Source organism: Trinickia terrae (assembly GCF_005144415.1).
GTDB lineage: Bacteria > Pseudomonadota > Gammaproteobacteria > Burkholderiales > Burkholderiaceae > Trinickia_A > Trinickia_A terrae.
Window position 1 is genome coordinate 50,220 of the sequence record NZ_SWJE01000027.1, and the last position, 12,330, is coordinate 62,549.

The following is a 12,330-nucleotide window of genomic DNA, read 5'->3' on the forward strand; positions in this document are numbered from 1 at the left end:
CGTTCGGTGCCATGCTTCATTGCATTGTGCGTTCGCTTTTATTGCACACACGCGAATAACGTAAGCGCGAATCGGTTGTTATTCGCGCGAGGACGCGTCCCTATACTGGCACGCTTGGCTGTCGACGAAAATTCGACGCCCGGCGCGCCGGTGCCGGTCCGCATGTCCAGCACGAGGAACAACGATGCCTGCCCAAGACTCGACCAGCCCTGCCGCGCGTTTGCCGCTCCAGGCGGCGCTGGCCGCGTTGCCAGCGCTCGCGAAGGCAATCGGCGAAGGCGCTGCGTCGCGCGAGGCGCGGCATGGGGCAGCGGATGACGGCAAGCGGCAGCCTCGAATTCGACAACCTGCTCGTTCGCGCGGACGAAGTGACGCCGCGGATTGAAAGAGAGAGCCTCAGCGCAAAAAAACGAAGCCAGTTCTGTTAGCGAGTGTCAGGACGCGAGATAACCCAACGCATTCAACCCGGACCTGACGCAATACCATCCAGCAAAGCATCGCGCAGTGCATCCAGCGCAGGATCGCGGAGGTTTCGAGGCCGCGGCGAGGTGACGTGGAGCGCACGCGCGATGCGGCTCGGGCGGTCATCGCCCGGCGACGATAACAATAGAATGCGGTCGGAGAGGGAAAGCGCTTCGTCCAAATCGTGCGTGACGAGCAGCACCGCCGTGCCGCGCGCGTGCGTCAGCGAAAGCAATAGGTGCTGCAATCGCGAGCGCGTGATGGCGTCGACAGCGCTGAACGGCTCATCGAGCAACAATAGGTCGGGCTCCGCGAACAGGCCGCGCGCCAACGCGACGCGTTGCGCCATGCCGCCCGACAATTGCTTCGGCAGCGCGTCGCGGATACCAGGCAGACCGACTTCGGCGAGCAGAGCATCGACGCGCGGATCGTGTCCCTGTCCCTGTCCCGGCCCGGCGGCGAAGGCGATATTGTCAGCCACGCTGAGCCATGGCAGCAGCCGGGGCTCCTGAAAGATCATGCCGATTCTGTCGGAGGGGCCGCGCTGCGGTTGCTTTTCAAGCAGAACCGAACCGCCGGCGTGTTTGTCGAGGCACGCGATCGCCCGCAGCAGCGTGCTTTTCCCGCATCCGCTGGGACCGACGAGGCTCACGATCTCGCCGCGGCCCAGTTCCAACGATACCTGCTCGAATACCGTGCGTTGCCCGAAGCGCCGCGTGAGCCCACGCACTTCGAGCAACGGTGCGCGAGGTGGCGTCATTGCGCGTCTCCCGAGATGTGGCGCGCATCACGCCACGACAGCACGCGCGTCTCGATGGCCTTGAATGCGCCGTCGCTGAGTTTGCCGAGCAACGCCAGCAGCAGAATAACGCCGAAGACGAGATCGGGGCGGCCGGTCTCGCGCCCGTCGCTCAGTAGATAGCCGAGGCCGCGTGTCGCGGCGATCAGTTCGGCAGCGACCATGAACATCCATGCGAGACTCAGCCCCGTGCGCAGGCCCGTGAAGATTTGCGGCATCGACGCGGGCCGGAGAATGCGTGTGAACATCGCGCGATGCGTCAGCCGGTTGAGCTCGCCGAATTCGATCAGCTTGCGGTCGACCCCATGTATGCCGGCGACAACGCTGAGCTGTACGGGGAAGAATGCCCCAATGGCAATGAGCGTGATCTTGGGCGCTTCGTCGATGCCCATCCAGAGGAGCAGGATCGGCACCCATGCTAGCGACGGAATCGCGCGTAGCGCCTGAAACGCAGGGTCGAGCAGCGCATCGACGCGCCGGCTCAGCCCCATTGCCGCGCCGATCAGCAGCGCGAGCGCCGAGCCGAGCGCGAAGCCCGCATATACGCGCGCGACGCTCGCACCGAGATGTCGCGCGAGGCGCGCGCCGCCGAGGTCCCACAGCGTTTGCGCGATCGAACTCGGCGCGGGCACGAGATGCCCCGGCAACACCGACGCACGCACCAGCGCTTCGATCACGGCGAGGAAAACGAAGGGTAGTGCAAGCCCCGCGTAGCGCCACGCCCGCAAGGGATCGCTCGGCCGTTCGCTTGACGCAGGCTCGCTCGCGGACAACGGTTGCGAGTCGCGCCCTGTGAGCGCGAGAGTCTCTTCAGTTGCAGCCATCATTCAACACCGTGCGAGTGCCGACTGCTTGCGGGAGTCGTAGCGGGGCGTCATTTCGCGCTGTTGCTCGCCGTCGCGATCACGGGCTGCGCGATTTTCGCATCGATCAGCGCGTCGATGACCTGATTGAGATCGGTGCCGCTTTTCACGAGTTGCTCGTCGATGAGGATCGGCGCCGCCGCTTTGAGAGCGTCGATCTGCTGCGCGCCGGGTTGCGGATGGCTGAAGTCGTTGCGGCTGAGTTGCAGCTTCGCGACTGCGAGCGACACCTTCGATTCTTCGGCGACGATCTTCGCCGTATCGCCGGGGTGCGCGGCGATCCACACGCGCGCATTTTCATAGACCTTCAGCACGCGGGCAAGCGCGTCCGGATGCTCGCGGATGAAGTCCTCGCGTGCATTCAGGAAGCCCCACGTATTGAAGTCGACGTTACGGTAAAGCAGGCGCGCGCCGTCATCGATCTGCGCGGCGGCCATGTGCGGATCGAGCCCAGCCCAGGCATCGACCTGTCCGTTTGCGAGGGCGGTGCGGCCATCCGGATGCTGGAGATTCACGAGCTCGACGTCGTCGCGCGAGAGGCCCGCCGTGTGCAGCGCGCGCAAGGTGAAGAGGAACGGGTCGGTGCCCTTGGTCGCGGCAATCTTTTTGCCTTTCAGATCGGCGAGTCGTTCGATGGGCGAGTCCTTGCGCACGACGAGCGCGGTCCACTCCGGGCGAGAAAAGATATACACGGCGCGGATCGGATTGCCGTTCGCCTTGCCGAGCACGGCGGCCAGGCCTGCTGTCGAGCCGATATCGATGGCGCCGCTGTTCAGATACTCGAGCGCGCGGTTGCTGCCCAGGCTCAGCACCCACTTGACCTGCGTATGATCGGCGGCGAATTCCTGTTCCAGCCAGCCGTTGCGTTTGATGACCAGGCTTTCCGGCGAGTAGTACGCGTAGTCGAGCCTCAGTTCGGCAAGCGGCGCGGCTTGCGTGGTTCCGAAGTAGCAGAGCGCGAGCGCGGCCGCTGCCGTCGTCAAGAAGTGGCGCAATACCCGCGCGCGGCGGCCGGGCGATTGGTGTGCCCGAACGAAGAATGCCAAGCCCCGAACCCGTGCCATTGATTGTCCTTACGGTTGCATGTGATCTGAACTTTCAATGTAACGAAACCGCTCGCGGATGCGAACCAACTAAAGTTCAGAATCAAAGCAGTCAAGGCGCTATTGCGGAGAATGCCGGTTTGCCGATCTTCGCGCGCCGTATGCAATCGGCTCCCAGGCGGCACGGCGGCTCGGCTGCATTAGCAGCGGCTTTATGACTGAAGCAGATAAACGTATCGGATTTGCTTTGTTGACCTTCGATGGGGCGCACTCGTAGATTGGGCGTCTTCGTTTCGTTGAAGACACGCATCCATCGTGAGCACAGAGATTGCATCCGCCACCCGCCAACCGTCCGAAACCCCGTTACTGCGCTTCGAGATTCGCGCGTTCGATGCGCCGCTCGGCGCCGAGGTGATCGGTCTCGATCTATCGAAGCCGCTCGCCGCCGACGATTTCGCGCGCATCCACCGCGCCCATCTCGATCATCACGTGCTGGTGTTTCGCGACCAGCGCATCACGCCGCGGCAGCACATCGACTTCAGCCGCCGCTTCGGGCCGCTGCAGACTCACGTGCTGCATCAGTTCGCGCTCGCCGGTCATCCGGAAGTGCTGATCGTGTCGAACATCGTCGAGAACGGCAAGCCCGTCGGGCTCGGCGACGCGGGCCATTTCTGGCATTCGGACCTGTCGTACAAGGAAAAGCCGAGCCTGGGCTCGCTCCTGCATGCGCAGGAGCTGCCGGCCGAGGGCGGCGACACGCTGTTCGCGAACATGCACCTGGCGTGGGACTCGCTGCCGGCGCATCTGCGCCGCGCGATCGAAGGACGGCGCGCCGAGCACACCTATCTGGCGCGCTATGCGGAATTGCAGGCGCGCAGCCCGTGGCGGCCGAACCTCTCCGCCGAGCAGATCGCGGAGGTCGAGCCGGTCGTGCATCCCGTCGTGCGCACGCATCCCGAGACCGGCCGCAAGGCGCTGTTCGTCAGCGAGCATTTCACCACGCGCATCGTGGATCTGCCCGACGGCGAAAGCCGTGCGCTGCTCGACGAATTGTTTGCGCACAGCGTGCGTGCCGAGCATCTCTATCGCCACCAGTGGCAGGCGCACGACCTCGTGTTCTGGGACAACCGCTCGCTGATGCATCTGGCCGCCGGCACGCCCGATCATCTGCGCCGCAAGCTCTATCGCACGACGATCGAAGGCGACGTGCCGTTCTGACCTGGCAAGCGGCCGGCCGCGGCCAAGCGGACCGGGCCGAACCATCCACACCTGTACACGAGGGAATTCATGTCGTATTCGTTTCGCGCGGCGTTGTCCGCGACCTTGCGGTTCGCGCGCCTGCGGGTCGGCTGGGCCTTCGCGTGGCGCACGCTGATCGCGGCGGAATTGGTGTTCGGCGCGAGCGCGGGGCAGGGCGGGCTCGGCTGGTACATCTTCCAGAACCGCAACGAGCTTTACACCGACCGCGTGTTTGCCGGGCTCGTCGCGGTGATCGTGATCGGCCTGCTGGTCGAGCATCTGGTGTTCGATACGCTCGAGCGGGTCACGGTGCGCCGCTGGGGCATGCAGCTTTGAGGGCCTTGCATTGGGCGATGATCGTGGATGAGCCTGCTGCGAGAGAAGGAGCCCGCTTCACGCGGACTGGATGATCGGCGCAAACGAAGCGTCCCAGAACGGGGCGACGTTCGCCGGACCGTCCAGCACGCCGATACGCGCGAATGCGTCCGCGACTTCCTGATGCCCCGCAATCACGTCGGGCGTCACCTGCAGCAGCGAGTAGTCGTCGCTGCGCCGGTTGAACATGGCGACCAGGTCGCCGGCCGGCACGCGCGTTTCGGCGCTTTGTGCGCGGGCATACTCGACGAAATGCGGATTCGCCCACGCATACGCGTGCCGCAGCCGCACGAGCAGGTCGCCGATCGCGGCGCGGCGGCGCGCGTCGTCGAGCGCGCGGGGGTTCGCGTAGATCGGGAAGTTGCCCGACAGATACCCCTTGCCCGTCGCCAGCTCGCGTGCGCCGTAGCGGTTGCGCGCGAGCTGGCCGTTGTAGCCGTAGATCGCCCAGGCGTCGAGGTCGCCGCGGTCGAATGCGGACAGGCCGTCGGCCGGCGCGAGGTTGACCGCGTGGATGTCGTCGAACGACAAGCCCGCCTCGGTCAATTGCCGGTACAGGAAGTAGTGCGAGGTAGTCGCGCGCACGTAGCCGACGCGCTTGCCCTTCAGCTCGGCGATGTGCTGGATGGGCGTGTCCTTGCGGGCGAGCGTCACCTGATTGTTCAAGTCTTCGCGGGTGCGCGCGATGAATTTCACGCTCGCCTTGCGGCGCGCCGCGAAGACCGCGGGAATCTCGCTGCCGGAGCCGATATCGAGCGCATCGGCGTTGATGGCTTCGATATGCAGCAGGCCGTTGTTCAACTCGTGCCACTCGATCTTGTAGGGCGTGTCCGCGAGCCCGGCCGCGGCGAGGAGCGGCGGCCAGCCGCCCTTGTAGGTGGCGACGCGCAACGTGACGCCGGCCAGCTCGGCGGCGGGTTCCGGCGCGGTGGACGCGAGCGCGATGCGCTCACCAAGCGGGCTGGCCGCCAGAGCCGCGCCGAGCGCAAGCAGACGGCGGCGGTTTGCGGAAAATGCGTGCATCGAACGTCTCCCTGTGAACCGGCGCCGCCGCGCTACTTCTGCGCGCTGTCCCACGCGGGCAGCGTCGCACCGTGATAGACCTTCAGGATCTCGGCGGACACGTTCGGCTGCTGATAGCTCTCCACGAGCGCGCGAACCCACGGCGCGTTCGCATCCTGCTCGTTCACCGCGATGAAGTTGCGGTACGGGTTGTTCGGCACTTTCTCCTGCGCGATCCGTTCCTGCGGAATCCGGATGCCGGCCTTGATTGCCCAGTCGGTGTTGATGACCGCCGCGTCGAGGTCGTCGATCGCGCGTCCGACGATGCCTGCGTCGAGCTCCTTGATGTGGATGTTCTTCGGGTTCTTCGCGATGTCGCGCGCCGTCGGCAGCAGCCCGACGTCGGCTTTCAGCGTGATGAGCCCGAGCGATTGCAGCAGGAGCAGCGCGCGGCCTTCGTTGCTCGGGTCGTTCGGCACGCCGATCGTCGCGGCCTGCGGCAGGTCCGCGACCGACTTCACCCTGTGCGAGTAGAGGCCGATCGGCTGCACATACGTGTAGCCGACCGGCACGATCTTGTAGCCGCGCGCCTTGATCTGCGCATCGAGATACGGCTTGTGCTGGAACGAGTTCAGGTCGAGGTCGTGCTGCGAGAGCGCTTCGTTCGGCTGCGTGTAGTCCTGGAAGGTGGTGACCTTGATCGCGAGGCCGTGCTTCGCTGCGTTCGCGGCGACGACGCGCCACACGTCCTCGTCCTCGCCGGACATGATGCCGACGCGCAGCGTCTGTTCCGCGGCGACCGCGGGCACTGAGCCTGCGAGGCTCGAGCCGAGGAAGAGGGCGGCCAGCGCGGCCTTGAGCAGGTTTCGCTTGTGTCGTTGCATAGAGTCATGAATTGCGTGGTTGAAGATGGGGCGATGCTAAGGAACGGGGCGGGTGCCTGACAAATAACTTTGCGGACGTTGCTCATGGGGGGATGAGGTCATATCTACAGATTGAAATGTGTGATGTGGTTTTGGGGGGAAGGGGGGCTTGTTCTTGCTGTTTAGGTTGTCGTGCAGCTTTGATATCGCGGCGGTCCGTATAGTCCGTCCCTCCCCGGGACCGGGGTCACTTTTGTCCTTGCCAAAAGTAACCAAAAGCGCGTCCTGGGCGGACGGCCTTGGCCGAAGCGCACTCAGTCCTGTCGGCGGTAGCGGTCTTTGGGTTCCCGCGTCTCCGCACGCCGAACCGCCGAAGCGCACGCGGCTCGTGGTCGCCTCGGCTTCGAATCAAACCCATGTGGGCAGTCGGGAAAGGCCTGAAAAGGCTCGTCTTGCGACGCATGCGCCACGAAACCTAAATCTGATCAACCTATCCGTTCGGCAGAGGGAAGCCGTGCGGGCCGTGTGACCAGAAGGAGAAGGCAGGATCGGAGCGCTGCCAAATCGACGCCGTCAATGTGTTTCGAAGCTGGGCGACCACGAGCCGCGTGCGCTTCGGTGGTTCGGCGTGCGGAGACGCGAGAACCCAAAGACCGCTACGGCCAACAGGACTGAGTGCTAACGGGCCAAGGCCGTCCGCCCAGGACACGCCTTTGGTTACTTTGGGCAAGACCAAAGTGACCCCGGTCCCGGGGAGGGACGGACTATACGGACCGCCGCGAATTCAAAGTTGCACGAAACCGAAACCCGAAACCCTAAACCCTAAACCCTAAACCCTAAACCCTAAACGGCAAGACCCCAAAGCCACGTTGACCAGCAAGCCCTTAGCTCCGCCACGCATATTGTTCTGCGAATCCATTGGTGGTCAACGAATCGCCGGCTGCCGAGAATGACTGCATTCTTCCACCACAGCCCCTAGCCTGACATGAGCCGAGATCTGCTGTTGCTGGAGCCGGGTTGCGCCGATCCGGCCAGACGCTCAATGACGAATACCCATCGCATCCTCGCGCTGCTCGCCGCGCGTCTCGCGGTCTCGCTTTGCCTGCTCGCGCCGCCAATCTTCGGTCTGCTGCTCTCCGCGCCGTCGGCTCACGCGGCGCCAACAGGGACGCTCGTGTTCTGCACCGAAGGCAGCCCCGCCGGTTTCGATCCGGGCCAGCACACGACCAGCACGGATTTCGACGCGAGCACCAATACCGTCTACAACGAGCTCGTGCAGTTCCGCCTCGGCACGCTCGATCCGGAACCGGCGCTCGCAACGGGCTGGGACGTGTCGGCTGACGAGCGCGCTTACACCTTCCACTTGCGGCGCGGCGTGAAGTTCCAGGCCACGGCCTGGTTCCGCCCGAGCCGCGATTTCGACGCCGACGACGTGCTGTTCACGTTCAAGCGCATGCTCGATCCCGGCGATCCGTTCCGCAAGGCATACCCGACGAGCTTCCCGTACTTCAGCGACCTGGGCTTCGACAAGAACATCGAGCGCATCGACAAGCTCGACGACTACACGGTGCGCTTTCAGCTGAAGCAGCCCGACGTGATCTTCGTGCGCAATCTCGCGATGAGCTTTGCGTCGATTCTGTCCGCCGAATACGCGGCGAAGCTCGCCGCGGAGCATCGCGAGGCCGACATCAATCAGCTGCCGGTCGGCACGGGTCCGTTCGTGTTCCGCTCGTATCAGAAGGACGCCGTGATCCGCTACGACGCGAATCCGGACTACTGGCGCCCCGGCGACGTGAAGCTCGCGCATCTGGTCTTCTCGATCACGCCCGATCCCGCGGTGCGCATCCAGAAGCTTGCCGTCGGCGAGTGCCAGGTATCGGCGTTCCCGCGGCCGGCGGATCTCGACACCGTGAAGCGCAATCCAGGGCTCACCGTGGTGTCGGGCGTCGGCTTCAACGTCGGGTTCGTCGCCTACAACACGCAGCATGCGCCGCTCGACCGGGTGGAGGTGCGCCGCGCGCTCGACATGGCGATCGACAAGCCCGCGATCATTCAAGCCGTGTTCGCGGGCAACGCGACGGTCGCCACCCATCCGATGCCGCCGGCGCAGTGGTCATACGACAAGAGCCTGAAAGACGCGCCATACGACCCGGCCAAGGCGAAGGCGCTGCTGGCCCAGGCCGGCTTTCCGAACGGCTTCGACATTTCGCTTTGGGCGATGCCCGTGCAGCGCCCCTACAACCCGAACGCGCAGTTGATGGCGCAGCTGATCCAGCAGGACTGGGCGAAGATCGGCGTCCATGCGCGGATCGTCAGCTACGAGTGGGGCGAATACAACCGCCGGGCGAAGCAGGGCGGCGAGCACGACGCCATCCTGTACGGCTGGTCGGGCGACAACGGGGACCCGGATAACTGGCTGGGCACCTTGCTCGGCTGCGATGCGGTGCACGGCAGCAACCTGTCCAAGTGGTGCGACCGCACGTTCAACCAACTCGTCGACGATGCGCGCTCGACTTCGAACGTCGACAGGCGCACGGCGCTTTATCAGCAGGCGCAGGGGGTGTTCAAGCAGCAGGTGCCGTTCACGCCGATCGCCCATTCGATCGTCTTTCTTCCCGTCTCGAAGCGCGTCAAGGGAATGGTCTTTTCGCCCTTGGGCAGCCACCGCTTCGACGGCGTGTGGCTGGAGTAGTGTGGAGATGCCGTCTCCCGTTCTGCGTGCCGCCGGCATCGGCAAGCAATTTGGCTCCAGCGTTGCGCTCGACCACGTCGATCTCTCGATCGAGGCGGGCGAGGTCGTCGCCCTGATGGGCGCAAACGGCGCGGGCAAGTCGACGCTCGTGAAGATACTGAGCGGCGTGTATCGCGCCGATCGCGGCGCGTTGACGCTGTCCGGCGCGCCGTTCGAGCCGGCGTCTCCGCATGATGCGCTCCGGTGCGGCGTCGCGACCGTGCATCAGGCGATCGCCGATGCGGTCGTGCCGACGCTCTCCGTCGCCGACAATCTGCTGCTCGACCAGTTCTGCGCTGCGGGCTCGCCGTGGTTCCTGCCCGCACGCGCGCGTCGTCGCGCCGCCGCGCAGCGTGCCGCGCGGGTCGGGCTCGAGGTCGATCTCGATGCGCCGCTCGCGAGCCTGCCGCTCGCCGCGCAGCAACGCGTGACGATCGCGCGGGCACTCGCGGCGCACCCTGCGTTGCTGATCCTCGATGAGCCGACCGCGAGCCTGTCCGCGGCCGAAGCCGAGCGCCTCTTCGAGCTGATCGACCGTTTGCGCGCCGAAGGCGTGGCCACGCTGCTGGTCTCGCATCGCCAGGGCGATCTGCGGCGGCTTGCGGACCGCGTGGCCGTGATGCGCGACGGCCGCATCGTCGGCGAGATGCGCTCGCCGATCGATTTCGACGCCGCGCTCGAAGCGATGCTCGGACGGCCGCTGCGGGCTGTGCGACCGCAGGGCGATCCCAAGGTCAGTCACGACGGCAGCCCGGCGCTCAGCATTCGCGGCCTGCGCTTGCGCACCGACAGTGCGCCGTTCGACCTCGACGTGCGGCGCGGCGAGATCGTCGCGATCACCGGCCCCGTCGGCAGCGGCAAAACGCGTTTCGCGCGCACGCTGTTCGGTGTCTCGCGGGCGATGGAAGGGACCGTTGCGCTCGACGGCATGCGCTGGCAGCCGCGCTCGCCCGCCGCCGCGATCCGCGCGGGCGTGTTCATGCTCGGCGAGGACCGCCGCCGCACCTCGCTGTTCCCGGACGGCGTCCCGTTCGCAACGATCGCGGGCACCATCGGCTTTCCTTTCCTGCCGCGCTGGTTCGCCCGCGGCTTCGTGCACGAGCGCCGCGAGCGGCAGGCCGCCGTGGATGCGATCGAGCGCTTCGGCATCCGTTGCCGAGGGCCGGACGACCGGCCGGCGCGGCTCTCCGGCGGCAATCAGCAGAAAGTCGCGCTGGCGCGCTGGCATGCCGAGCCCGCGCGTCTTCTGCTGCTCGACGAACCGTTCCAGGGCGTCGATGCCGGCGCGCGCGCCGACATCGTCGATCTGCTGCGCCGTCATGCGCATTCACGCGCGACGCTGGTGTTCGTCGGCGATCTCGAGGAGGCCCTCGAAGTCGCCGACCGCGTCGTGCATTTCGATCGCGGCGCGCCCGATCTTTCCTCCACTCGAAAGCTTCAATCATGGGGATGAAGACCCGCACGTCCTCCGGCGAACGTTCCGCCGTCGTCAGCGCTGTGGCGCAGTCCGCGCACAGCAAGTCCACCACGCGTGCTCCAGGTCCTCAGGCATGGCGCAACCTGCTGGAGCGCAGCGGCATGCTGCTCGCGCTGGCTGCGCTCGTCGTCGTGTTCGCGATCGAGCAGCCTGCGTTTCTCGACATCGACAATCTCTTCAGCATCCTGCAAAGCGTATCGATCACCGCGCTGCTCGGGATCGGCGTGACGGTCACGCTGGCGGCGGGTGGTTTCGACCTGTCGGTCGGCAGCATCGCCGCGTCCGCGCAGATGGCCGCGAGCTATGTGCTGGTCGTCTGGCATGGCGGGACGGCCGCGGCGGTCGCCGCGTGTCTCGCGCTCGGCGTCGCGGCGGGATTGTTCAACGCGTTGCTGATCGCGCGCCTGCGCGTGCCCGATCAGCTCGCGACGCTCGGCACGCTGTTCCTGCTCGCGGGCTTGCAGTTGATTCCGACGGGAGGCCGTTCACTCACGACCGGTACGATCCTGCCGGACGGCACGGAGGCGTCCGGCATCTTCCCCGACGCCTTCCTTGCGCTGGGACGACTGCGCGTATTCGAGGTCGTGCCGCTGCCGGTGATCGTGCTCGTGCTGCTGACGGCGCTCGCCTGCATCGTGATGGAAACGACGCGTTGGGGGCGCGTGCTGTATGCGATCGGCGGCAACGAGACGGCCGCTCGGCTCGCCGGCGCGCCGACCGTGCGCTACCGCGTCGCCGCCTACGCCGCATCGGGCGCGATCGCGGCGCTGGGCGGCGTGCTGATCGCGGCCCGGGTCGGGCGCGGCGACGTCAGCGCGGGCCACTCGCTGCTGCTCGATGCGGTGGCGGCGTCGCTGGTCGGCTATGCGGTGGGCGGGGTCAAGCGCCCGAACGTGCTCGGCACGGTGATCGGCGCCGTGTTCGTCGGCGTGCTGCTCAACGGGCTCACCATGCTCAACGCGCCGTACTACATGCAGGACTTCATCAAGGGGGCGCTGCTGGTCGGCGCGCTGGCCTTCACGTTTAGCGTCGGCAAGCGTGGTGATGGGTGATTTCGGGTTTTTGGTGTTGCTGTTTGGGTTTGTCGAGCAACTTTGAATTCGCGGCGGTGCGTATAGTCCGTCCCTCCCCGGGACCGGGGTCACTTTGGTCTTGCCCAAAGTAACCAAAGGCGTGTCCTGGGCGGACGGCCTCGGCCCGGAGGCACTCAGTGCTGTTGGCGATAGCGTTCTGTGGGCCACTGTTGTCGCTCGCCGTACCTCCCGTTAGCACGCGGCACGGAATTGCGCCGATTCGAATCAAATCAATACTGATCGTCAGGCAAGGTCCGAAGACCCTTGTCTTGCGATGCGGCGCAGGCAAATCGAACTCTTCAATTTGTTTCGTTGCAAGGCCATTCGGTGCCACGTGCGAACGGGCCGCGCGGCGAGCGGTGACGCTTGCCCTAGACCGCTATCGCTGGCAGGACTGAGTGCT

The 12,330-nt window shown here is 65.8% G+C and carries 9 protein-coding genes and 1 pseudogene; 5 read left to right on the plus strand and 5 right to left on the minus strand.

All coding sequences use genetic code 11. The features are described from left to right. Positions 1 to 460: 460 nt before the first annotated feature. Genes FAZ69_RS31795 through FAZ69_RS31805 form a run of 3 tightly spaced genes read right to left on the minus strand, consistent with a single transcriptional unit; the run spans position 461 to position 3,188 of the window. Positions 461 to 1,222 carry an ABC transporter ATP-binding protein gene (locus FAZ69_RS31795; protein ID WP_136899240.1) on the minus strand — a complete coding sequence of 254 codons (762 nt, stop codon included), beginning with the start codon at positions 1,220 to 1,222 and terminating at the stop codon, positions 461 to 463. After that, entirely contained in the window at positions 1,219 to 2,085 is an 867-nt protein-coding gene (locus FAZ69_RS31800; RefSeq protein ID WP_136899242.1) for an ABC transporter permease, read from the minus strand. The genes FAZ69_RS31795 and FAZ69_RS31800 overlap by 4 nt, the downstream gene beginning before the upstream one ends. 50 nt (positions 2,086 to 2,135) lie before the next feature. Further along, entirely contained in the window at positions 2,136 to 3,188 is a 1,053-nt protein-coding gene (locus tag FAZ69_RS31805) for an aliphatic sulfonate ABC transporter substrate-binding protein (protein ID WP_136899244.1), read from the minus strand. A 294-nt stretch (positions 3,189 to 3,482) separates the two neighbouring features. Between FAZ69_RS31805 and FAZ69_RS31810 the strand changes: the two genes are divergently transcribed. Together FAZ69_RS31810 and FAZ69_RS31815 are read left to right on the plus strand one after the other, a co-directional pair. Next, positions 3,483 to 4,385 carry a TauD/TfdA dioxygenase family protein gene (locus FAZ69_RS31810; protein ID WP_136899246.1) on the plus strand — a complete coding sequence of 301 codons (903 nt, stop codon included), beginning with the start codon at positions 3,483 to 3,485 and terminating at the stop codon, positions 4,383 to 4,385. 12 nt (positions 4,386 to 4,397) lie between these two features. Beyond that, a pseudogene (locus tag FAZ69_RS31815) lies at positions 4,398 to 4,742 on the plus strand (ABC transporter permease); the annotation flags it as partial. A 57-nt stretch (positions 4,743 to 4,799) separates the two neighbouring features. Here FAZ69_RS31815 and FAZ69_RS31820 read toward each other — a convergent pair. Both FAZ69_RS31820 and FAZ69_RS31825 read right to left on the minus strand, forming a co-directional pair. After that, positions 4,800 to 5,804, minus strand: a complete 1,005-nt coding sequence (locus FAZ69_RS31820; protein ID WP_136899248.1) for an ABC transporter substrate-binding protein — start codon at positions 5,802 to 5,804, stop codon at positions 4,800 to 4,802. A gap of 32 nt (positions 5,805 to 5,836) precedes the next feature. Continuing rightward, complete coding sequence (locus FAZ69_RS31825) at positions 5,837 to 6,667, minus strand: MetQ/NlpA family lipoprotein (RefSeq protein ID WP_136899250.1); 831 nt, start codon at positions 6,665 to 6,667, stop codon at positions 5,837 to 5,839. Between the two features lie 1,021 nt (positions 6,668 to 7,688). Between FAZ69_RS31825 and FAZ69_RS31830 the strand changes: the two genes are divergently transcribed. From FAZ69_RS31830 to FAZ69_RS31840, 3 genes are read left to right on the plus strand one after another with little or no spacing between them, the layout of a single operon-like run. Further along, positions 7,689 to 9,338: an ABC transporter substrate-binding protein gene (locus FAZ69_RS31830; RefSeq protein ID WP_136899252.1), complete on the plus strand. Its 1,650-nt coding sequence runs from the start codon at positions 7,689 to 7,691 to the stop codon at positions 9,336 to 9,338. Positions 9,339 to 9,345: 7 nt separating this feature from the next. Next, entirely contained in the window at positions 9,346 to 10,830 is a 1,485-nt protein-coding gene (locus FAZ69_RS31835; RefSeq protein ID WP_136899254.1) for a sugar ABC transporter ATP-binding protein, read from the plus strand. Continuing rightward, entirely contained in the window at positions 10,827 to 11,906 is a 1,080-nt protein-coding gene (locus FAZ69_RS31840) for an ABC transporter permease (RefSeq protein ID WP_136899262.1), read from the plus strand. Before FAZ69_RS31835 ends, FAZ69_RS31840 begins: the two co-directional genes overlap by 4 nt. The last annotated feature ends 424 nt before the right edge of the window (positions 11,907 to 12,330 follow it).

Bases quoted from the DNA above. Each gene is read 5' to 3' on its own strand.
- FAZ69_RS31840 (WP_136899262.1), top strand. From the start codon at position 10,827: ATGAAGACCCGCACGTCCTCCGGCGAACGTTCCGCCGTCGTCAGCGCT.
- FAZ69_RS31825 (WP_136899250.1), bottom strand. From the start codon at position 6,667: ATGCAACGACACAAGCGAAACCTGCTCAAGGCCGCGCTGGCCGCCCTC.
- FAZ69_RS31805 (WP_136899244.1), bottom strand. From the start codon at position 3,188: ATGGCACGGGTTCGGGGCTTGGCATTCTTCGTTCGGGCACACCAATCG.
- FAZ69_RS31835 (WP_136899254.1), top strand. From the start codon at position 9,346: ATGCCGTCTCCCGTTCTGCGTGCCGCCGGCATCGGCAAGCAATTTGGC.
- FAZ69_RS31830 (WP_136899252.1), top strand. From the start codon at position 7,689: ATGACGAATACCCATCGCATCCTCGCGCTGCTCGCCGCGCGTCTCGCG.
- FAZ69_RS31795 (WP_136899240.1), bottom strand. From the start codon at position 1,222: ATGACGCCACCTCGCGCACCGTTGCTCGAAGTGCGTGGGCTCACGCGG.
- FAZ69_RS31820 (WP_136899248.1), bottom strand. From the start codon at position 5,804: ATGCACGCATTTTCCGCAAACCGCCGCCGTCTGCTTGCGCTCGGCGCG.
- FAZ69_RS31800 (WP_136899242.1), bottom strand. From the start codon at position 2,085: ATGGCTGCAACTGAAGAGACTCTCGCGCTCACAGGGCGCGACTCGCAA.